We start from the raw sequence: 21097 nt of genomic DNA on the forward strand, positions 1-21097 counted from the left end.
ATTCCTTTCATCAATGTATTCACATGAAAAACTTATTAATATCATTCCAAGTTACAACGATCATAAGTAGCATGAGTAGCGCAAAACCAACAAAGTGAACCAGACCTTCTTTTTGAGGGTCGATAGGTTTACCCCTAACAGCCTCAAGTCCTATGAAAATTAATCTTCCACCGTCCATTGCTGGAATCGGTAGTAAATTAATAATACCTAGGTTCACACTAAGTGCAGCTGCCCATTGCATTAAGACAAAAATCCCCATTGCTGCAGCTTCGCCAGTATAATTATAAATCCCGACAGGTCCCGCCACATAATCTAATGAAAACTCACCAGTTATCATCATTTTTAGCACTTCAAAAATCATCGTCATAAATAAGTAGGTTCGTTCAGCACCAAACTGTACAGATCCAAGCAAAGAAAACTCGGTTGCTGGTCCAATCCCTACAAAGCCTTCTGGTTCCCCAAACTGCCCTTCTCGTTCATTTGGTGTGATATCAAGTGTGAGTACTTGCCCATTCCGTTCTACTTCAAATACGATTAACTGATTTGGATTTTCTTGAATAATCGATGTCATGTCTGACCATGTATCTAGTGGTGTATTTTCGATACTTAGAATGCGGTCATTTTCCTGCAAACCTGCTTCAAAAGCTGCGCTCCCAGCAGAAACATCCCCTACAATTGGTTCATCAACTGGCATCCCTTGGAAGAGAGCGAGAAGAGTAAGCAAACCAAATGCTAGTACAAAATTCATGAAAGGACCTGCAAAAATCGCCATCGCCCGTTGACCCACAGTCTTTGAACCAAACTGACGATTCCAAGGGGCGATTTGCGTTGCTTGCTCATCTTGAACTAATTCTGCTTTTTCATGGATACGATATCTGATAAGTTCATCCGTTTCATCATAGGCATCAACATACAACTCTCGTTCTAAATCGATTTGCTCGATTTGAACAACTCTTGCTTCAGGATGCTTTGATTTATTATTAATAATGAGACGTGTGACTTCTTTCTCTTGATTAAATACAAGTCCTACTTCGTACCCTGGTTTAATTTGAACGATTTCAGGATCTTCTCCAGCCATTCGTACAAATCCACCTAAAGGTAACAACCGGATGGTATAGACAGTTTCGTTACGTTTAAAAGAAAAAAGCTTTGGACCAAAGCCAATCGCAAACTCTCGACATAGAATACCCGCACGCTTAGCAAAGTATAAATGTCCCCATTCATGGATAAAAACTAGTACGCCAAAGATTATGATAACGGATAGTAATGTTTCCAACGCTTCATTCTCCACCTTTCACTTAAATTCTTGAGTGGATAAACCTTCTCGTTTCACTGTCAACCTCAATGATTACATCGAGGGAAGGAAACGAAATCAACTCATGACGTTCCATTGCTTGTTCAATAAGCTGCTCAATTTCTAGAAAGGTAATTCGATGTGCCAGAAAAGCGGCAACAGCTTCTTCATTAGCAGCATTTAAAACTGTAGGCATAGTCCCTCCTAAACGTCCTGCTTCGTATGCAAAAGCCATACAGCGATAGCGATCGAAATCAAGCTTTGAAAAATGAAGACAACCTATTTCCCATAAGTGTAACCTTTCTTCAACACTTCGTTCAAGTCTTGACGGATACGTTAAGGCGTATTGAATAGGGACTCTCATGTCTGGTGTTCCCAATTGTGCTATAACACTTCGGTCAATGAATTCGACCATGGAATGAATAATGCTTTCTTTATGTAAGACAACATCAATCCGTTCATAGGGAATATCAAATAACCAATGAGCTTCAATCACCTCGAGTCCCTTATTCATCATTGTAGCAGAATCAATGGTAATTTTAGCACCCATTGACCAGTTTGGGTGATTCAACGCTTCTACTACTGTTACCCCTTTTAACTCAGCTCTTGAGCGATCCCGGAAACTTCCTCCTGAAGCTGTTAGAATTAACCGGTCGACCTCCTTGTGATTCTCACCGTTTAAACACTGATAAATGGCTGAATGCTCGCTATCTACCGGCAACAATGAAACTTGATTCATTTTCGCTTCATTTGTTACAATGTGACCAGCTGTTACTAGGGTCTCCTTATTAGCAATAGCAATTGTTTTCCCTTCTCGTATTGCTGCGATGGTAGGGGCCAATCCAATGCTTCCAATAACAGCATTAACCAGAATATTCGCATGTCCATACGTAGCCACTTCTAACAAACCTTCTTCTCCATATACGACCTTTGTAGTAGATGGGACAGAGAGTCTTAGCTTATCACAATCTTCTTTGCTTTTAACAGAAACTAACCGAGGTGAAAAGGTCTTAATTTGTTGTAACGCTAAATCAATGTTTCCACCAACTGACATAGCTTCAAGTACAAATTGATTTGGGTATTGTTTAATCACATCTAACGTTTGTGTTCCTATCGAGCCAGTGGCTCCTAATAAACTTATATGTTTCAACATACTCACCTACTGTTTGAAATATCCCTTATATGTTCTCAAAGCTTTTTCTAAATTAGTTGAAGAAGATGTAAGATAGGCATAACATAGATAAGGCTATCAAACCTGTCCAAAATCCCTCCATGGCCAGGAAGTACATTCCCTGAGTCCTTTACAGAATAATGCCTTTTTAGAGCTGATTCAACTAAATCACCTAATTGACCAAATGTTGATGCAACTAGAATAATTAGAGTTGCTGTCATATAGCTCAAATACTCAGGGAAAATAAGATAGATGACCGTTCCTACGATTATCGCTGCAACAATACCCCCTATAGAACCTTCAATGGTTTTTTTTGGACTAATGTCAGGCCAAAGCTTATGCTTTCCAAAGGCGCGACCTGCAAAATATGCTCCTGAATCCGTTGTCCAAATTAAAAACATGACAAAAAAAACTAGAAATAATCCTGTATCTGGTATTTCTCTCGTTACAATTAAATAATGAAAACCAAAACCTACATAGACGGAGGAAAGAATAACAAATCCAACCTCATCAAAAGTAAATGTATTCTTCGTCAAAACTGTAAACATAAGCAAAACTAGTATAAGAAAAATAAATATTTCAACTTTTGTAAAATGGATCGGAATTACTTGCTCAAACCAAGTAGTGGGTACAAGAAGTAACCACATTGAGATAAGACTAATTCCACCCATCAATGAAAAGGGTGCTATTTTTTTCATCTTTAATAATTCAACCATCGCAACTGAGGCCACAATGGTAATAAACAGGGCAAAAAACCAACTTCCTAGCATGACCATGCTAATAAACAAGGCCCCACCAATAATTCCAGTTATAATTCGTTGCTTCAACGTTTTATCCGCCCCTCTCTTAAATGCCCCCATACCTACGAGCCCGTTTTTGATATACTGCGACCGCTTCGGTGAAATGGTGCTCATTAAAGTCTGGCCATAGAACGTCTGTAAACCAAAACTCACTATAGGCAAGTTGCCATAACATAAAGTTACTTAAGCGAATTTCTCCACTCGTACGAATAAGCAAATCAGGATCACGTAATTCTGCTGTCATTAAATATTGGCTGAATGACTCTTCTGAAATATCATCTTCTGTCATTTCTCCAGCTTGGATTTGTTTTCCTATAGCCTTCATTGCTTCGAGTATTTCATAGCGACTGCCATAGTTCAAAGCAAAATTAAGGACTAATCCTGTATTGTTTCTCGTTTCATACACAGCTTTTTCTACAGCTCTCAGGGTATGTTCAGGTAGGTTCTCAAGACTGCCCATTAAACGCACTTTCACATTTTGTTCAATAAGCTTAGGAAGTTCTATCCCTAAAAAACGCTCTGGAAGCTTCAATAAGTATTCTACTTCTGTTTTAGGCCTCTTCCAGTTCTCCGTTGAAAATGCGTATAATGTTAAGATTTCTACCCCTAACTCATTTGCTTTTCGAACGACTTTGTTAATGACTTTCATTCCCTCACGATGACCTGCAATTCGCGGTAACCCTTTCTTCTTAGCCCAACGACCATTCCCATCCATAATTATAGCAACATGTTTAGGTATATTAGACTCTTCACTCGTGGTGAGGTCGTTTGTTGTAAAATTGGCTTTCCATTTTGAAAATTTTTCAAGCATCCGTACGCCCTCCATCTTTCCTCCTGCAGGTTACACCCTTAGCTATACATATAGTCTAAAAGTGTAAAAAACCCCCTATAATAAGAGGGTCTCTTACGACTCTATTTTACATTGAATTTGCTTATACTTCCATGATTTCTTTCTCTTTATTATCTGCCACTTCGTCTACTTTAACAATAGTTTTGTCAGTAAGCTTTTGCACATCTTCTGTGCTACGACGAAGGTCATCTTCTGTCAAGTCTCCATCTTTTTGTAATTTCTTCAAATCATCATTTGCATCACGACGAATATTACGAACGGCTACTTTTGCTTCTTCAGCTGACTTTTTAACAACTTTCACAAGGTCTTTACGACGTTCCTCTGTTAATGGAGGAATGGCAATCCGAATAATCGTACCATCGTTTGAAGGTGTTAAACCTAAATCTGACTTTTGGATGGCACGTTCAATATCACTAATTGATGTTTTATCAAACGGTTGAATAACTAGTAAACGTGCTTCCGGTACAGACATCGTAGCTAGCTGATTCAGCGGTGTTTCTGCCCCGTAATATTCAACAGTCACGCGATCTAGTAAAGCTGGATTAGCACGCCCCGCTCTCAATTTTGCAAGTTCACGATTTAACGCTTCAATGGCCTTTGACATACGTTGCTCTGCATCTTTCAATACTTCTACTGACATATTAGCTCCCCCTTACAACCGTTCCAATTTCTTCTCCTAGAACAGCTCTTTTAATATTTCCTTCTTCCATAATCGAGAATACTATGAGTGGAATGTTATTGTCCATACATAGGGAAGATGCTGTTGAGTCCATTACAGCTAAACCTTCCTTCAGTACATCCATATACGTAATACTTGAGTATTTTACAGCACTCGCATCAACAGATGGATCTGCGCTGTATACACCGTCCACTTTATTCTTGGCCATTAAAATAACTTCCGCTTCGATTTCAGCTGCACGAAGGGCAGCTGTAGTATCCGTTGAAAAATACGGATTACCCGTACCGGCAGCAAAAATAACTACTCGTTTTTTTTCTAAATGGCGAATTGCTTTTCTTCGAATATATGGTTCAGCAACTTGGCGCATCTCAATTGAGGATTGAACACGGGTTTGTACCCCCATATCCTCCAAACTATCTTGTAATGCTAGGGAATTCATAACAGTTGCTAACATTCCCATATAATCCGCTGTTGCACGATCCATGCCTTTTGCACTTCCTGCCATTCCTCGCCAAATGTTTCCGCCACCAACAACGACAGCCACTTCTACATCTAATGCAACAATTTCTTTTATTTGTGATGCGACCGATTGAATCACAAGTGGATCAATACCATACCCTTGTTCTCCTGCTAAAGCTTCACCGCTCAATTTTAAAATAACTCGATTATACTTATTCATTGCGACCTCCATCACCTAAGTCAAGTTTAGAACATTCTTCGAAAAAAGGGACACTCTGTGCCCCTTTCATGGATTACTTCTTCACTTGAGACATAACTTCTTCAGCGAAGTTATCTTCACGCTTCTCCATACCTTCGCCTACTTCATAACGAATGAATGACTTAACAGAAGCACCTTTAGCTTCAACATATTTACCTACTTTTTGGTCACCGTCTTTAACAAATGGTTGATCCAATAAACAAACTTGCTCAAAATACTTGCTTAAACGACCTTCAACCATTTTAGCAACGATGTTTTCTGGCTTACCTTCATTTAGAGCTTGCTGAGTCAGAACTTCACGCTCACGTTCCACTTCCTCTTGTGATACTTCATCACGAGAAACATACGTTGGGTTAATAGCAGCTACATGCATTGCTACGTCTTTTGCAAGATCGCTGTCTGCTGAGCTAACTACTGTTAATACAGCAATGCGTCCTCCCATATGTAAGTACTCACCAAATGATGCTCCATCTTCTTTTTCAACGATTTCAAAACGACGAAGAGAAATTTTTTCTCCGATTTTCGCAATTGAAGAATTAATATATTCCTGAACAGATTGTCCTTCAGTAAAAGTCTGTTCTTGAGCCTCTTCTACAGAAACTGGTGCATTAGTAAGGATGTGCGAAGCTAAATCACTAACTAGTTTCTGGAAATTCTCATTTTTAGCAACAAAATCTGTTTCAGAGTTCACTTCGAGAATGACCGCTTTATTACCTTCAGATTTAACAGATGCTAAACCTTCAGCCGCGACACGATCTGCCTTTTTTGCTGCACTTGCAATACCTTTCTCACGCAAGAAATCAATGGCTTTCTCCATATCACCATTCGTTTCTGTTAATGCTTTTTTACAATCCATCATACCTGCGCCTGTCTTTTCACGTAATTCTTTAACCATCCCTGCTGTTACAGCCATGTATAACGCCTCCTAAAAATTCAGTATGTACATTTTGTTCAAGAAACAAACTAATAATAATCATTAAGAAAAACTTTTAAAGTAATTAGTCGTAAAAAAGGTGATAAAAGGGCAATCCCCCTTTACCACCCTTAACTAAGAACAAATGAAATTAAGCCGTTGTAGTTTCTTCGACTTCAGCAACTTCTTGCTCTTCAGCAGATGTTGCTTCAATAATAGCATCCGCCATTTTGCCAGTTAATAGCTTCACAGCACGGATTGCATCATCGTTACCTGGGATAACATAATCGATTTCATCTGGATCACAGTTTGTATCTACGATCGCAACAATTGGAATGTTAAGTTTATGAGCTTCTGCAATTGCAATTCGCTCTTTACGTGGGTCAATAACAAAAAGTGCATCAGGTACACCCTTCATATCTTTAATTCCACCTAAAAACTTTTCAAGACGGTCCATTTCCTTCTTAAGAAGAATAACCTCTTTTTTAGGAAGAACATCAAACGTTCCATCTTCTTGCATTTTTTCAAGATTCTTAAGACGAGTAATACGCTTTTGAATCGTTTCAAAATTTGTAAGAGTACCACCTAACCAACGTTGGTTAATGAAGTACATTCCACAGCGCAAAGCCTCATCTTTAACCGAGTCTTGAGCTTGTTTCTTTGTACCAACGAAAAGAACCTTTCCTCCGTCAGCTGCTAAGTTACGTACAAATTTGTACGCTTCCTCAACTTTCTTGACTGTCTTTTGCAAGTCAATAATATAAATACCGTTTCTTTCTGTGAAGATGTAGCGATCCATCTTAGGATTCCAACGACGAGTCTGGTGACCGAAGTGTACCCCAGCTTCTAGTAATTGCTTCATGGAGATTACTGCCACATCAAACACCTCCTTTTAAATGGTTTTTTTCCTCCGCTCTCATCACTTTCAAACAAGACTGACGAATCAGCACCTTTGTTTAAATCAGAGGCGTGTGTGATTAACACCGTGGATTAATATACCACATTGACGTAACCGATGCAAGTCGTTTCGCCAATTAACGATAAAATTTCAACATTAATTCGACTTCACCTTTTCCTAGATTTAACTTTTTGGCGATCATCTCTACTTCTATTCCTTGCTTTGCCATAGCTAATACTTTGGATGTATCAGATTGTTCGTATATCACCTCTTCATTTTTTTGTTCTGGAATAGGAGGAACGTATTGTTCATAATCTTCACTCGGATCTTTGATAACAGGATTTTCTCTGACAGTCGGCTTTTTATTTTGAGGGGGGAAGGTTTTTTTTACCTTCATCTTTTTTTGCTGATTCTCACTTTGAGAAAGACTAAATTTAATTTCTTTAAGTACCTGTTCATTACTTTCTTTCATTTCGTTTGTATACGAGAAAAGAGTCTCTTCAATGTCGGCTTTCATTTTTAACATCTCTTTTTTCTCATCTTCAAATTTACTGTTGCGTTGCATCAGAGTTAAAATCCATAGAAAAGTTACACCATGAAATATTAAACTAATAACAGTTAAATATGTAGTCATTCCAGCCTCCTTTATCCTGAGAAATCAACAAACTTCCCTTTATAAGGATGGTCTGCTTGGGTTTCTTTTCTTTTTCTATCTTGTTTCTGATTATTTTGTTCATGTTGCTGGTTCTTTTCCTTATCTTCACTCTGTAGTCTTGTTTTCTCGGAATCATTAGTCTCATTAACTTGTCTACGTTTTTTTAATTCTTCCTGCTTCAAGTGTTCCGAAATGATTTCCTGTCCAACTTGACCCCTTTGTTGTATTTGGTCTTGAATTTTACTTGCATTTTGCGACTGAGGGATCGAGCCTTGCATCTCCACTGGACGTATACTCATTCCAGTATCCTCCTTTAATTACAGTGTTGAAATCGTAATTTCACTATCAGTAATCGTAATCTTTGTCTTTTGATGCTTAGCTAATACTTTTCTACGATATTTCCCAAAATGAACATCGACATTAGGAAATAAGTTATTATCCACCTGTATATACCCTCCGTCGGTATCTATCATTAATTCTTTAATTTCCTCTAGTTGTTCCGATATAATCTCAATAGTATCCTTTGTTTCTTTAAAAGAATGTAAAACACGAAGCTTTAGTAGCTTTTCCTTTCCTTGCAACTCCCCTAGTTGTTTTTCCTTGTTAAGATAAACCTTTAGCAATTGACCTAGTTTCGAAAACTCTTCCTGTGATTTTGCTAACTCCGTTTGAAGTTCTCTTTCTTTTAAGACGACGCTTTCATGAAGCCCGATATAAAGCGTTGTTTTTGTTTGCATATCATTCCCAATCGCTTTAGCATGAATAAATTCATTCGCTGATAAACTGCCTCCAACAATATTTCCTTTTCCTCGAGTACAAACGATTGCTTTCTCAGCACTACATGTACTATGTAGAATGGCTTGAACTACTTCAATTGTCCCACCGACTTCAACATGTCCTTCATTAATAAAAGTCGTCTGTAAATTTTGCTTCGCTTTAATTATTGATTTGTTTTGGCCAACAATTCCAGCACCAACAAAAATTGAACCTCCAGCTTCAAGTAGAGCCCCTTCGACGGTTCCAGTGACCCTAATATCTCCATCTGCCTTAATTTCAAAACCAGTCGGAACGTTTCCATGAACCGTCACATTCCCAACAAAGGTTATATTGCCAGTCTTCAAATCTAAATCGCCTCTAACTTCGTAAATAGGAAATACATTAATCAGCTTATTTTCAACGCTGACTTGTCCACTAATAAGTGAATATATGGTCTGCTCTTTAAGTCTCGTATTTTTACCAGCGCGAAGTTTAAAATCCTTACCCGTTTTTGCGACTATTTCTTCGCCGAGAACATTTAGTCCATTTTCTCCTTTGGTTGCGGCTACTTTTTCTCCTATTTTATCCCCTTCTAACACGGAAGGAATGTTAATAACATCTTTTAGATTGACATCGTCTGCACCCATACTATTAGATGTTTTTTTATCAAACTGAACCGCTTTTAAAAACGCATTTTGGCCATTTACCGGAGGCTTTCCATTTGCAATAACCAAAGGATCCGTGAGATTCTGTCTATGTGTGACAAAATTTGTAATATTAGTCTCGTTTAAGCCATAAACAACTCCATGTTCCTTAATAAATTGAAGAAGTGCTTTCTCTTCTAACCATTCTTCTTCGGGTATCTTTTCATTCTGTACCAATGTGGCTTGCCTTTTATCAGTAGATATTTGGATAGTGAAAAATTGTTCTAACTCAACCATTCCACATCTCTCCTTCAATCATTCTAACTTAAAATAAACTATTTATCTGATAATAGCTGCTTGTTCATCGCCTGCTGTAAACGAAACAATGCTTTGGAATGGATTTGTGAAATACGAGAAGTCGACAAATTCAATATTTGACCGATTTCTGTTAAAGTCATTTCTTCATAGTAAAACAAACTTATCACCAATTGTTCTTTTTCAGACAATTGAGATACCACAACTGCTAGCTCTTCTTTTGTTGCTGCTTCCACTAATGATTTCTCGGGAGTTATCATACGCTTGTCCTCAATTGAGGCAGCATGGGTTTCTTGCCTATCCGACTCTTGCGTCGGTTCATCAATGGAGAGCATATTTGAGACAAAACTTTCTGTCATTATTTGAGCCACTTCATCACTGTCCATCTCAAGTTCTTTTGCTACTTCACTGCAAGTTACATTTCTTCCCGTTATTTGTTCTAAACGTTCTGTCATTGCCTCCACTTTTTTAATCTTTTCACGCATTGAACGTGGGAGCCAATCTTCTTTCCGTAATCCATCAATTATCGCCCCACGGACACGGAATGAAGCATAAGTATCAAATTTCAAATCGCGACTAGGTTCAAATTTCTCTAGAGCATCAAATAAGCCCATTAACCCGTGACTAAGTAAATCATCCTTCATGACATTTTTAGGCAAGCCCACTGAGATTCGTTGTACGTGATAATGAACAAGTGGCATGTATAATCGAATTAGTGAATCACACGCGTCGTTATCTCGGTCTGTTAACCAGCTATCCCACAATTTTTTTTCATCACTCGTATTTGCGTGGGCCATAGTATTCCCCTCCTTATCATGAATCAGGCTTTAATAAGTCTTTTACATATTGCGAAATTTGTTCAGGTTCGATATTTGTATCACCTTGTTCCTGTGATTCATTAGAATCATCTGTTTTAGGATCTTCGTCTATATCAGAAACTTTTACAGAACGCTTATTATCAACAGAGGCTATTGTCCAAATGAGTCGGAACAAATAAGCTATAATCCATCCGATAACAAACGCCATTGCTGCTCTAAATAAAGAAGTCAGTAGTAAATTATTTAATAAGGAAGAAGTAAAAGCAATAATAGCAGCTATGACAGCAAAAAAGGCATTTATGAAAAGCGTACCAACCAACTTCATATTTCCTTCGTCCCTTGATTGACTGTGCGAATATGTAATTTTCTAGTTAGTGGATTGAATTCGATGGTACGACCGCTCTTCCCACCAACATCTTCCGCTAATATCGGGATGCGGAGTTGGTTTAATTTCAACTTAACTGCTTCGATATTTCTCGGTCCAATTCTCATCATTTCATTTCCTGTAGAAAAAGCAAACATCTGAGCGCCGCCTGCAATTTTTGCTTTTAATGAGTGAGTTTTTGCTCCCTTTCTTTCTAATTGGTCCATCAACTCAACAATGGCAGTATCAGCGTATTTCGCCATATTCAGTTTTTCTTGTTTGCTTAAAGAAGAATCAGGTAGCATAACATGAGCCATTCCAGAAACAGATGTAATAACATCATAAATTACGACTCCTACGCAGGATCCCAGTCCACATGTTCGAATGGTATTAGGAGGAAGAACTGTATTTAAATCGGCCATAGACACTTTAATGACCTCACTCATTTGTCTCAACCCCTAATGCGTCAAAAATAACTTTAAAAGAATCAGGATCAGGGAGAAGAAAGAAATGGCCGGATGTTTGTTTATTGGTTGAATCATTACACTCATTAATTTGAGTATCTATCACAATTGCATAATCACCAACTTGAGAGAGAGGAAGTAGTCCATAACTTAAAATCGCACCAGCCATATCGATACTCAACCCGGGAACAGTAGGTTGTATGTTAAGATTAGTAAAATCAGAGAATGAAGACAAGTACGAACCTGCCAAAATATTTCCAACCTCTTGGAGAGCTGAGAGTCCAAGTTCATCAAAAGGTGGATTTGTCAATTGAAAGGAGGCATTTCCAGTTAATTGACGAATAAGTTGCTCGGTTTCTTCAAGGGAAGAAAGGTAAAACATACTCCCCTTGACTTCCCCTTCAATTCTCAGGAAAATTGCAGCAACCTCAGTATCCGCTCCTCCCACCTGGTTAGGCAATTCTTGAAAGGAGACTAGCCTTACGTCAGGCACATTCATATCAATTGTTCGATTTAATAACGTAGATAAAGCAGTTGCGGCATTCCCTGCACCAATATTTCCAATTTCTTTTAAGACATCTAGGTGATAGGGTTTTAAACGGTGAAGAAAATCCATCGAAACCTCTCCTTTTCAACATTAACATTTACGGGTAATAAGGTCGGCTATTTTATCTAAATGGGCCACTTCATCTACTACATTCGCTTGAATTGCTGTCTTAGGCATTCCAAATACGATCGCTGAATCGACAGACTCAGCAATAACAAAACATGACCCGAATTTCTTGATTTTCTTTAAGCCTTCCGTTCCATCAGATCCCATTCCCGTCATGATTACTGCTGTTTTTTGGACAGAAGGGATTCTAGCTAAAGACTCAAACAGGACATCTACAGACGGTCTATGGCCCCCTCTGGCCTCCTTCTTATGTGTAACCACTTTTAATTGTCCCCGGTCACTTTCAATAATCATGTGATAATCACCTGGGGCGATATAGGCCACCCCATTTTTCAAATATTCACCGTTCTCAGCTTCTTTTACAGATATTTGAGAAAGTGAATCGAGTCTAGTAGCTAAAGAGTGGGTAAAGCCAGGAGGCATATGTTGTACAATAACAATAGGTGCTTTTATGGAAGCTGGAATTTTTGTTAATACTTCTTTAAGTGCTTTTGGACCCCCGGTCGACGTTCCGATAGCAACAAGCTTTCTCATGAAAACATTCCTTCTCGTGTACGTTGCAGAGGCCTGAGAAATGTCTGGCCTTAAAGCATCCGTCTGAGGCGGGCTTACTTTTGCTTTTGCTGCAAGAAGTACTTTTTCAATAATAATGGTTTCTTGTTTATCCAAATCAAGCGAAATCGGCCCAGATGTTTTCATTACAAAGTCAACTGCCCCATACTCCATTGCAAGTAGCGTTTGGTACGCTCCTTCTTTAGTAGTACTACTCAGCATAATGACCGGACAGGGATTTTCACTCATGATAACTTTCAGTGTTTCTAACCCATTCATAACAGGCATTTCAACATCTAGAGTTATCACATCTGGTTTTAACTCGTTTTGTAATTTTAACGCGTCTTGTCCATTACGAGCTGTACCAACAACGTGGATTTGAGGATTCTTATTTAACATATCTTTAATGACCTTACGCATAAAAGCGGAATCATCAACGACTAGTACACGAATATTCTTTTCCACGCTAATCAACTATCTTTCTAAAGTGTTATGACTTACTTATTTTCCTTAAATAACATTTTCATTTTTTTTATAAAACTCCCAAACGAACGTTCCTCTTCTTTTTCAAAGTCATTTAGATACTCATTAACCAAGCGACGCATCGAAAGGCTTACCTTTGCTTTTTCATCAAAAATGACAAAAGGAGTTTGAGATTTTACAGCTTTTATCACAACTTTATCATTTGGTAAAAACCCTAGTACTTGTAATTCTTTATTTAGAAATTGTTTTGCGACTCGTTGAAAACTTGCAAGAGTTCTTAGACCTTCTTGTTCTGTTTCTGAACGATTTACAATTAAAAATAATGGTTTGCTTTCATCATGTAAGTGAATATATTTCACCATAGCGTAAGCATCTGTCATCGCTGTTGGTTCCGGAGTTGTGACAACGAAAACCTCGTGCGCAGCCAACATAAATTGAATGCTCTCCTTAGTTGCACCCGCACCCATATCTAGAAAAATATAATCAAATGATTGACCGATTAGTTCTAACTGTTGAAAAAATCGTTGCATTAGTTCTTCGTTTAGTTGAATAAACGAAGAAAAGCCAGATCCTCCTGCTAGATAAGAAATATTTGCTGGACCCTTCTCAATAATGTCCCAAATTGTTAGCTGATTTTCCAACATGTCGACAATATGATATTTAGAGGATAGACCCATTAATATATCTAAATTTGCCATACCAATATCTAAATCAAAAATCGCGACTTTCTTTCCAAGTTTAGAAAGGGAAATCGCAAAATTCAAGCACACATTTGACTTGCCGACTCCACCTTTACCACTTACAACTGCAATAACTTTTGCATTCTTTTCGTTTGAAGATTGTGTAAGGCGGCGAAGGCTTTCAGCTTGATCGTTCATGTTATTCCACCTCTAATAGGCTCTTAGAAATAAAAGAAATTGAAGCCTCTAAAATATCGTCTGGTACATTTTGTCCATTTGTTATATACGCAACTCCCAAACCTAATTCTATCGGAATATTAAGCATAGCTCCATATGAAGAGGTCTCATCCTTCTTAGTTAATATTACTTTTCGAATCGGAATAAGGGAAAACTGGCTGATAATCTCCTTCATATCTTCGTACTTAGATGTTAAGGATAGAACTAACAACGTATCTGCCTCATCTTTAAAATCAATTACTTTAGAAAGCTCCTCAACATAAAGTCGATTTCTGAAATTTCTCCCAGCAGAATCCACTAAAATTAAATCATAATGTTCAAACTGCTTACGAGCCTTAATAAAATCATCTACAGAATAGGCAACTTCTAATGGAATATTAAGAATCCTTGCATATGTTTTTAATTGTTCTATTGCAGCAATACGATAGGTATCCGTAGTAATTAAAGCAACTTTTTTGTGCTTCTTTAACACGCTATGGGCAGCAACTTTTGCAATCGTTGTTGTCTTTCCCACCCCTGTAGGACCGACGATATTAATAACTTGTTTATCAAAAGTGATTCCACCTATATCGTGAGGATCTAAAAGTCCTTCAATGTAATCTACTAGTTGTTCATTAATACTTTCATGGCTTTGTTCTTGTTTCTCCTGATTGTACCATTCTTTTAGTAGGTGTTTCATAATATTGAGACGAATCGTCTTAGAAACTCCTTGATACTGTAAGTGCTCTTCAATTGCTTGAAACGGCTCCGGGTATTCCTTCGAAGGCGCCTCACTTTTTTCATTGATGCCTTGGATCATTTTCTTTAACTGGTCTATTTCATTTATGATATCTTTAGTTTGACGATCATTAGTGATAGTGTTGCTTCTCGAAGTTCCTTTAGATGGAACCCTAGCTGACAGGCGAGGGCGTTCAATTGGCAGATTCATACTAGGGTCAACAGCAGCGATAACTTCAAGTTGCTTTTTGGTGAAAAAACCTAAAAATCCACCCTTTTCTATTTCCTTTGAATTTAAAATAACAGCATCATCACCAAGCTCAGAACGAATAAGCTGCATCGCTTCCTGCATAGTTTTTACAGTATATTTCTTTACCTTCATTCCACATTCACCACCCCAACACTCTGCACTTCAATATCAGCCTCAAGTTCATTATAAGATAGTATAGGAACGTGAGGTAAATACCGCTCAAACATTTGTCTTACATACATTCTAACAGCAGGAGAGCAAAGAATAATAGGGACTTGTCCCATTTGTGATAAACGATCTGTCTCCACTGCTGCTGACTCTAGTATTCTTTGTGAATCATTTGGATCCATCGAGATAAAATTCCCGTGTTCTGTCTGTTGAACTGCGTCTGCCACTCTCTTTTCAACACTACCACTTAATGTAATAACATACAAAGGTTCACCGGGTGTTGTAACTTGTTTAGATATTTGGCGTGATAATGATTGTCGGACGTATTCTGTGACTAACTCCATATCCTTAGTCATTGGACCATAATCAGCTAATGTCTCAAAAATGATAGGTAAATTACGAACTGAAATATTTTCTTTCAACAGGTTCGTTAAAACCTTCTGAATTTCACCAATTGATAGAGCGTTTGGTGTAACTTCTTCAACTAATGCAGGATAGGTTTCCTTTAGATGATCAACAAGCTGCTTTGTTTCTTGGCGCCCAAGTAATTCGTGAGCATGCCTTTTTATAATCTCCGTTAAATGAGTGGAAACGACTGAAGGAGGATCAACGACCGTATATCCTGAGAGTTCTGCTTGTTCTTTCATATCTTCTCCAATCCATAATGCTGGTAATCCAAAAGCAGGCTCAATCGTGTCAATTCCAACAACGCCCTCATCCTCTATTCCTGGACTCATCGCCATATAGTGATCCAAAAGAAGGTCGCCTTTTGCTATCTCGTTCCCTTTAATTTTAATCGTATATTCGTTCGGCTGAAGTTGGATATTATCACGAATTCGAATAACAGGAACAATCATCCCAAGCTCAAGAGCCATTTGACGACGAATCATAACCACGCGATCAAGTAAATCTCCCCCTTGATTTGCATCTGCTAATGGAATAAGACCATACCCAAATTCAAATTCAATAGGGTCAATTTGAAGAAGATTAACAACACTCTCAGGTGACTTCATATCATCGTTCGGTTCATCTTCTACTTTTTGTTCTTCCTGTTCTACTAACTTTTTCTCCATTCGTGAAAGTTGATACCCCCCAAACGCCAGAAATGCTGCAATTGAAAAAGTTAAAAACTTATCGATTGGTGTAGCAACACCTAAGAGAAAAATAGTCCCACCAGCTATATAGAGCATTTTAGGATACGCAAGGAGCTGCTTTGTAATATCTTCACCAAGATTACCATCAGAAGCAGCTCGTGTGACAATAATCCCTGTTGCTGTTGAAATAAGCAATGCCGGAATTTGGGAAACGAGACCATCCCCTACGGTTAAAAGTGTATAAGTTGTAGCAGATGTACTTAGATCCATACCCATTTGCATCATTCCTATAACAAGACCAAAAATCATATTGATGATAACAATAATAATTCCAGCAATGGCATCCCCTTTGACGAATTTACTTGCCCCGTCCATCGCTCCATAAAAGTCTGCTTCCTTTTCAATTTTCTCACGTCGTTGCTTTGCTTCAATATCTGAAATCATTCCAGCATTTAAATCAGCATCGATGCTCATTTGCTTCCCTGGCATTGCATCTAAGGTAAAACGTGCACCTACCTCGGAAACACGTTCAGCCCCTTTTGTAATAACGACAAACTGAATGATAATTAAGATTAGGAACACAACAAAACCAACTAAGGCATTCCCTCCAACAACGAAGTTACCAAACGTATCAATCACGTTCCCTGCTTCAGCTTTACCAAGAATTGAACGAGTGGTTGATACGTTTAAGCCTAAACGAAAAAGAGTGACTAATAATAATAACGTAGGAAAAATAGAAAACTGGAGAGGGTCGTGCGTATTCATTGCAACTAATATAATAATTAAAGCAAGAGAAATATTAATAATTATAAGGAAATCTAAAATAACAGATGGTAATGGAATGATTAACATAATAACAATCAAGATTACCCCGAGTAAAACGGAAAGTTCTCTTACTTTCACAACACTTCTCCCCTAACATAGAACAAATTAATTCACTTGCTTATTTTTCAAGCGATACACAAATGCCAGAACTTCAGCAACAGCTTTAAATAAATCTTCTGGCACTTGTTGACCAATATCTGTTTGAGCGTATAATGCACGAGCTAATGGTTTGTTTTCAACAGTGACAACATCATGTTTAGCAGCAAGTCCCTTTATTTTTTGTGCAACAAAATCAACACCTTTTGCTACTACGATTGGGGCATCTGCATTTTCCTCATCGTAACGGAGGGCAACTGCAAAGTGAGTTGGGTTGGTTATAACGACGTCCGCTTTTGGCACTTCTTGCATCATTCGAGACATGGCCATCTCCATTTGCTTTTGTCTCCGTTTCGATTTGATTTTCGGGTCACCATCCATATTTTTATGCTCATCCTTAATATCTTTTTTCGACATACGGATTTGTTTTTCATGGTCATATTTTTGATATAAGTAATCCGGTATCGCTAGAAAAAGAAGCAAAACAGCAACCGCTACTCCCAATAAGGCTGTTAACTGTGCGATCACATGAAAACCATCCTCTACCGTTTTCTGAGAAAGTAACATAACATCCTCAAGATTGAACCACAGTATCACGAAAACAAGTGTTCCAACTAATGTAATTTTCAATAAAGATTTTAACAAGTCTACGATGGCTCTCATAGAAAACAAACGCTTTAAACCTTTAAGAGGATTAATTTTTGAAAGACTCATTTTCAGTGGTTCAGTTGTAAATAAAGCACCTACTTGGATATAACTTGAAAACACTCCAGCAATGAGTGCCATGAGCAAAACCGGAAGTAAGACTGTTGCGGCCTGCATAATTAAATCGTAAAATATCATTTCGAAATTTTGTTCCGTTACTTCTAATAGCAAATAGGATTGAAAGACATGCTTAAGTATATCAGTCATTGTCGTTCCTAATATGGCTCCACCAAATAGCCACAAAAAAAGAAAAACAATTAACAAAATTAACGCTGTATTTATATCGTTACTCTTTGGAACTTGCCCCTTGTTTCTGGAATCTTGTCGTTTTTTCGGGGATGCTTTTTCGGTTTTTTCATCAGCGAAAAACTGTAAATCTAGCCGAATATAAGCCATAGTTTAAGCCCCCCCTAATAATTGCATTAACGTCCTCATTGCTAGAATCATTTCATCAAAAAGCTTTTGAACGACCATTAAGTAAACACCCATAAAAATAATCATTAATGGAAGACCAACTAAAATATTAAGCGGCATTCCAACAACAAACACATTCATCTGAGGAACTGCTCTAGAAATCATACCGAGTGCAACAGTTACTAGAAACAGAGACCCGACAACTGGAAATGCCATCTGAAAAGCAATAATAAACATCAAATTAAACGTTTTGATTACATATTGAATGACATTTCCTTGTCCAAATGGTAAAAAAACTTGTTCCATTGGAATGAATTGATAGCTATAAAAAATTCCATCTAACAGCATATGATGACCATTTACTGCAAGAAGAAAAAGTAAAGCAAATGTATATAAATAACCCCCCATTAGTGGGCTTTGTGCTCCTGTTTGGGGGTCAACAACGTTCGCAATCATAAAACCCATTTTTATGTCAATAAAGCCCCCAGCTACCTGAATGGCGTATAAAAGAACTGTTGCTATTAAAGCAACCATTAGTCCAACAAGAAGTTCCTTGATGATTAATAAAAAATATGTAGAATCAACAAGGAGTAATGGAGCATCTAACGTAAATATCATAATCCATGCTAACATAAGAGCAAGTCCTATCTTGTGCATAGCTGGAATGGAACGATGTCCGTAAATAGGTAAGACGGAAAAGAATGCAAGAACTCGAACAAAAACAAGTAGAAAAGCAGGTAATAAATTAACAAAATCCGTCATTACCCAATATACCGATGTACATTACTGAAAATTTGATATGTGAAAGTTGTCAAATGTGAAAGCATCCAAGGACCAAACGCAATTAAAGCAAACAAAACTCCAACAATCTTCGGAATAAAGGCTAGCGTTTGCTCTTGAATTTGTGTCGTAGCTTGAAAAATACTAACAAGTAAACCTAAACCTAAAGCAATAGCAAGAAGAGGCCCGGCAACTAATAAAACAGTCCATACACCTTTCTCAGCAACGTTAATAACAAATTCAGGAGACATTAAAACACCTTCCTCTAATTAAAACTAAGTAGTAATGATTGGACGATTAAATACCAACCGTCAACAAGCACAAATAACAATATCTTAAACGGAAGTGCAATCATAACAGGTGGAAGCATCATCATTCCCATTGCCATTAGAATACTTGCAACAATCATATCAATGACAAGAAAAGGTATAAATATGAGAAAACCAATCTGAAAGGCAGTCTTGAGCTCACTTATTGCAAAAGCTGGAACAAGAGCTGTCAAAGGAATATCCTCAAGAGAATCTGGGCGTTCCAACCCTGCATACCCCATAAAAAGTGCAAGATCCTTTTCTCTTGTGTGTTTTGCCATAAATTCCTTCATTGGCACAATACCTCTTTCAAAAGCCTCAACTTGGTCAATTTCTCCATCTAAAAACGGAGTCAATGCCTGCTCATTCACTTCAGCAAAAATCGGTGCCATAATAAAAAATGTAAGAAACAAAGCTATACCAATTAAAACTTGGTTTGGTGGCATTGACTGCGTGGCGAGCCCTTGTCTTACAAAAGATAAGACAATGACAATTCTTGTAAAGCTCGTCATTAAAATCAATATGCTAGGAGCAAGAGATAAGACAGTTAAGACGAGTAAAAGTTGAATTGTCGTCGCTACATCTGCAGGATTATCGGTTAAGAAGTCTGCATTAATGCCAGGAAAAGTTGTGATAGCAGGAATTACGATTTGCTCAATTGTCATTTTTCTCTCTCCTTACAGCCTCATGAATTTGTTTCTGCGACTTCGAAACATCCGAAAGCTGTTTGGACAAAAGTTCCTTAAACGCTTGTTGATTTGCCTGATTTGGCAATGAATGTTCACTTTTTTTATAGTCCGTTCCTTTTAAGCGACTAGTTACCCATGCCATTACCTTATTAATCGGAACATCTATTTGAGCAAATTGCTCTTCCTGCTGATTGATAAGTTCATTTATTTCTACTTCGTTATCAATTTCTTTCAGTAACTGAATGGTTTCACCCACTCCTACAACCAACACACGGTTCCCGACTTTTACTAATTGAACAGAACGATTCGCCCCAAGAGGCACACCACCTATATTTTGTAGTACTTGTGTTGAACGAAACATACGTGAACGCTTATTAATAAAGCGGAGCAGAGCATATAATAGAAAGATGACAAATCCTAATGCGCCTATCATTTGCGCAAATATCATAAACGCATTCTGTTCTGCAAATGCTTCTGTCTCAGAGGCATCCGACTCACTTTCATTACCTACTAGAGGAAGATCTTCACGTTCATTTGGTGTTTGCTCGGTCTCATTTCCTTGTTCCGGATTGAGAGATTCTAAGACAGATCTAGATTCTATTTCTTCTTCGTTAGCAAAAATACTTGGTTGATAGAAAAATAGTAGGATTATAGCCAGACATAATGATACTCGAATCGAGCGCATGAACGGAGACACCCCCTTTTTACACAGAATTCATTATTAACCAAGTGTCTTTTTTATTGCTTCTAATACTCGGTCTGCTTGAAATGGCTTAACAATAAAGTCCTTTGCACCTGCTTGTATAGCATCAATGACCATTGCCTGCTGTCCCATTGCAGAACACATAATAATTTTAGCATTAGGATCAAATGTTTTTATTTCTTTTAATGCCGTAATTCCATCTTTTTCCGGCATTGTAATATCCATGGTCACAAGATCCGGTGACAACTCTTGATATTTCTCAATCGCCTGTGCCCCGTCATTTGCTTCCCCAACGACATCATATCCATTTTTGGATAATATATCTTTTATCATCATTCGCATAAAAGCCGCATCATCAACAATTAACACTTTATGTGACATGGT

General features: G+C 37.9%; 25 protein-coding genes. All 25 read right to left on the reverse strand.

The window, feature by feature from the left end:
• Window positions 1-19 precede the first annotated feature (19 nt).
• Window positions 20-1276: an RIP metalloprotease RseP gene (rseP, locus tag CEF19_RS01545; protein ID WP_100404453.1), complete on the reverse strand. Its 1257-nt coding sequence runs from the start codon at window positions 1274-1276 to the stop codon at window positions 20-22.
• Window positions 1277-1298: 22 nt separating this feature from the next.
• Window positions 1299-2444, reverse strand: coding sequence for a 1-deoxy-D-xylulose-5-phosphate reductoisomerase (locus CEF19_RS01550; protein WP_100404454.1), 1146 nt, complete (start codon window positions 2442-2444; stop codon window positions 1299-1301).
• Between the two features lie 50 nt (window positions 2445-2494).
• Complete coding sequence (locus CEF19_RS01555) at window positions 2495-3292, reverse strand: phosphatidate cytidylyltransferase (RefSeq protein ID WP_100408158.1); 798 nt, start codon at window positions 3290-3292, stop codon at window positions 2495-2497.
• A 19-nt stretch (window positions 3293-3311) separates the two neighbouring features.
• Window positions 3312-4076 carry an isoprenyl transferase gene (locus CEF19_RS01560; RefSeq protein WP_100408159.1) on the reverse strand — a complete coding sequence of 255 codons (765 nt, stop codon included), beginning with the start codon at window positions 4074-4076 and terminating at the stop codon, window positions 3312-3314.
• A gap of 121 nt (window positions 4077-4197) precedes the next feature.
• The gene (gene frr, locus CEF19_RS01565) at window positions 4198-4755 is read right to left on the reverse strand and encodes a ribosome recycling factor (protein WP_100404455.1); all 558 of its coding nucleotides are present in this window, start codon (window positions 4753-4755) and stop codon (window positions 4198-4200) included.
• A gap of 1 nt (window position 4756) precedes the next feature.
• Window positions 4757-5473 (reverse strand): UMP kinase, encoded by a 717-nt coding sequence (gene pyrH, locus CEF19_RS01570; RefSeq protein ID WP_100404456.1) that lies wholly within the window; start codon window positions 5471-5473, stop codon window positions 4757-4759.
• A gap of 73 nt (window positions 5474-5546) precedes the next feature.
• Complete coding sequence (gene tsf, locus CEF19_RS01575) at window positions 5547-6425, reverse strand: translation elongation factor Ts (protein ID WP_100404457.1); 879 nt, start codon at window positions 6423-6425, stop codon at window positions 5547-5549.
• A gap of 151 nt (window positions 6426-6576) precedes the next feature.
• Window positions 6577-7302, reverse strand: coding sequence for a 30S ribosomal protein S2 (gene rpsB / locus CEF19_RS01580; protein WP_100404458.1), 726 nt, complete (start codon window positions 7300-7302; stop codon window positions 6577-6579).
• A gap of 157 nt (window positions 7303-7459) precedes the next feature.
• Window positions 7460-7957, reverse strand: coding sequence for a DUF6115 domain-containing protein (locus CEF19_RS01585; protein ID WP_100404459.1), 498 nt, complete (start codon window positions 7955-7957; stop codon window positions 7460-7462).
• A gap of 11 nt (window positions 7958-7968) precedes the next feature.
• The gene (locus CEF19_RS01590) at window positions 7969-8277 is read right to left on the reverse strand and encodes a hypothetical protein (protein ID WP_100404460.1); all 309 of its coding nucleotides are present in this window, start codon (window positions 8275-8277) and stop codon (window positions 7969-7971) included.
• A gap of 18 nt (window positions 8278-8295) precedes the next feature.
• A complete protein-coding gene (locus tag CEF19_RS01595) occupies window positions 8296-9675 on the reverse strand; it encodes a DUF342 domain-containing protein (RefSeq protein WP_100404461.1) in 1380 nt (459 codons plus the stop codon).
• Between the two features lie 38 nt (window positions 9676-9713).
• On the reverse strand, window positions 9714-10490 hold the full coding sequence (locus CEF19_RS01600; RefSeq protein WP_100404462.1) for a FliA/WhiG family RNA polymerase sigma factor: 777 nt from the start codon (window positions 10488-10490) through the stop codon (window positions 9714-9716).
• 16 nt (window positions 10491-10506) lie between these two features.
• A complete protein-coding gene (locus tag CEF19_RS01605; RefSeq protein ID WP_100404463.1) occupies window positions 10507-10836 on the reverse strand; it encodes a hypothetical protein in 330 nt (109 codons plus the stop codon).
• A complete protein-coding gene (locus CEF19_RS01610; RefSeq protein WP_100404464.1) occupies window positions 10833-11321 on the reverse strand; it encodes a chemotaxis protein CheD in 489 nt (162 codons plus the stop codon). The genes CEF19_RS01605 and CEF19_RS01610 overlap by 4 nt, the downstream gene beginning before the upstream one ends.
• Window positions 11314-11955: a chemotaxis protein CheC gene (locus tag CEF19_RS01615; RefSeq protein ID WP_100404465.1), complete on the reverse strand. Its 642-nt coding sequence runs from the start codon at window positions 11953-11955 to the stop codon at window positions 11314-11316. The genes CEF19_RS01610 and CEF19_RS01615 overlap by 8 nt, the downstream gene beginning before the upstream one ends.
• Window positions 11956-11976: 21 nt before the next feature.
• The gene (locus CEF19_RS01620; protein WP_100404466.1) at window positions 11977-13029 is read right to left on the reverse strand and encodes a protein-glutamate methylesterase/protein-glutamine glutaminase; all 1053 of its coding nucleotides are present in this window, start codon (window positions 13027-13029) and stop codon (window positions 11977-11979) included.
• Window positions 13030-13061: 32 nt separating this feature from the next.
• A complete protein-coding gene (locus tag CEF19_RS01625) occupies window positions 13062-13925 on the reverse strand; it encodes a MinD/ParA family protein (RefSeq protein WP_100404467.1) in 864 nt (287 codons plus the stop codon).
• Window position 13926: 1 nt separating this feature from the next.
• Window positions 13927-15063, reverse strand: a complete 1137-nt coding sequence (gene flhF, locus CEF19_RS01630; protein ID WP_100404468.1) for a flagellar biosynthesis GTPase FlhF — start codon at window positions 15061-15063, stop codon at window positions 13927-13929.
• Window positions 15060-17096 (reverse strand): flagellar biosynthesis protein FlhA, encoded by a 2037-nt coding sequence (flhA, locus tag CEF19_RS01635; RefSeq protein WP_100404469.1) that lies wholly within the window; start codon window positions 17094-17096, stop codon window positions 15060-15062. The genes flhF and flhA overlap by 4 nt, the downstream gene beginning before the upstream one ends.
• A gap of 27 nt (window positions 17097-17123) precedes the next feature.
• Window positions 17124-18215: a flagellar biosynthesis protein FlhB gene (gene flhB / locus CEF19_RS01640; protein ID WP_100404470.1), complete on the reverse strand. Its 1092-nt coding sequence runs from the start codon at window positions 18213-18215 to the stop codon at window positions 17124-17126.
• Between the two features lie 3 nt (window positions 18216-18218).
• Window positions 18219-18995: a flagellar biosynthetic protein FliR gene (gene fliR, locus CEF19_RS01645; protein ID WP_100404471.1), complete on the reverse strand. Its 777-nt coding sequence runs from the start codon at window positions 18993-18995 to the stop codon at window positions 18219-18221.
• On the reverse strand, window positions 18995-19264 hold the full coding sequence (fliQ, locus tag CEF19_RS01650) for a flagellar biosynthesis protein FliQ (RefSeq protein WP_100404472.1): 270 nt from the start codon (window positions 19262-19264) through the stop codon (window positions 18995-18997). Before fliQ ends, fliR begins: the two co-directional genes overlap by 1 nt.
• 14 nt (window positions 19265-19278) lie before the next feature.
• The gene (fliP, locus tag CEF19_RS01655) at window positions 19279-19986 is read right to left on the reverse strand and encodes a flagellar type III secretion system pore protein FliP (protein WP_100404473.1); all 708 of its coding nucleotides are present in this window, start codon (window positions 19984-19986) and stop codon (window positions 19279-19281) included.
• Entirely contained in the window at window positions 19976-20695 is a 720-nt protein-coding gene (locus CEF19_RS01660) for a flagellar biosynthetic protein FliO (RefSeq protein ID WP_227521891.1), read from the reverse strand. Before CEF19_RS01660 ends, fliP begins: the two co-directional genes overlap by 11 nt.
• A 36-nt stretch (window positions 20696-20731) precedes the next feature.
• Entirely contained in the window at window positions 20732-21094 is a 363-nt protein-coding gene (locus tag CEF19_RS01665) for a response regulator (RefSeq protein WP_100404474.1), read from the reverse strand.
• Window positions 21095-21097: the final 3 nt, after the last annotated feature.

Source organism: Bacillus solitudinis (assembly GCF_002797395.1).
GTDB lineage: Bacteria > Bacillota > Bacilli > Bacillales > Bacillaceae_D > Halalkalibacter_A > Halalkalibacter_A solitudinis.

Coding starts and splice junctions, on each gene's coding strand:
- frr (WP_100404455.1), bottom strand. CDS start 4,755: ATGTCAGTAGAAGTATTGAAAGATGCAGAGCAACGTATGTCAAAGGCC.
- fliQ (WP_100404472.1), bottom strand. CDS start 19,264: ATGTCTCCTGAATTTGTTATTAACGTTGCTGAGAAAGGTGTATGGACT.
- flhF (WP_100404468.1), bottom strand. CDS start 15,063: ATGAAGGTAAAGAAATATACTGTAAAAACTATGCAGGAAGCGATGCAG.
- CEF19_RS01590 (WP_100404460.1), bottom strand. CDS start 8,277: ATGAGTATACGTCCAGTGGAGATGCAAGGCTCGATCCCTCAGTCGCAA.
- fliR (WP_100404471.1), bottom strand. CDS start 18,995: ATGACGGATTTTGTTAATTTATTACCTGCTTTTCTACTTGTTTTTGTT.
- pyrH (WP_100404456.1), bottom strand. CDS start 5,473: ATGAATAAGTATAATCGAGTTATTTTAAAATTGAGCGGTGAAGCTTTA.
- CEF19_RS01595 (WP_100404461.1), bottom strand. CDS start 9,675: ATGGTTGAGTTAGAACAATTTTTCACTATCCAAATATCTACTGATAAA.
- CEF19_RS01600 (WP_100404462.1), bottom strand. CDS start 10,490: ATGGCCCACGCAAATACGAGTGATGAAAAAAAATTGTGGGATAGCTGG.
- CEF19_RS01665 (WP_100404474.1), bottom strand. CDS start 21,094: ATGTCACATAAAGTGTTAATTGTTGATGATGCGGCTTTTATGCGAATG.
- CEF19_RS01610 (WP_100404464.1), bottom strand. CDS start 11,321: ATGAGTGAGGTCATTAAAGTGTCTATGGCCGATTTAAATACAGTTCTT.
- fliP (WP_100404473.1), bottom strand. CDS start 19,986: ATGACAATTGAGCAAATCGTAATTCCTGCTATCACAACTTTTCCTGGC.
- tsf (WP_100404457.1), bottom strand. CDS start 6,425: ATGGCTGTAACAGCAGGGATGGTTAAAGAATTACGTGAAAAGACAGGC.
- CEF19_RS01625 (WP_100404467.1), bottom strand. CDS start 13,925: ATGAACGATCAAGCTGAAAGCCTTCGCCGCCTTACACAATCTTCAAAC.
- CEF19_RS01585 (WP_100404459.1), bottom strand. CDS start 7,957: ATGACTACATATTTAACTGTTATTAGTTTAATATTTCATGGTGTAACT.
- CEF19_RS01605 (WP_100404463.1), bottom strand. CDS start 10,836: ATGAAGTTGGTTGGTACGCTTTTCATAAATGCCTTTTTTGCTGTCATA.
- CEF19_RS01615 (WP_100404465.1), bottom strand. CDS start 11,955: ATGGATTTTCTTCACCGTTTAAAACCCTATCACCTAGATGTCTTAAAA.
- CEF19_RS01560 (WP_100408159.1), bottom strand. CDS start 4,076: ATGCTTGAAAAATTTTCAAAATGGAAAGCCAATTTTACAACAAACGAC.
- CEF19_RS01660 (WP_227521891.1), bottom strand. CDS start 20,695: ATGCGCTCGATTCGAGTATCATTATGTCTGGCTATAATCCTACTATTT.
- flhB (WP_100404470.1), bottom strand. CDS start 18,215: ATGGCTTATATTCGGCTAGATTTACAGTTTTTCGCTGATGAAAAAACC.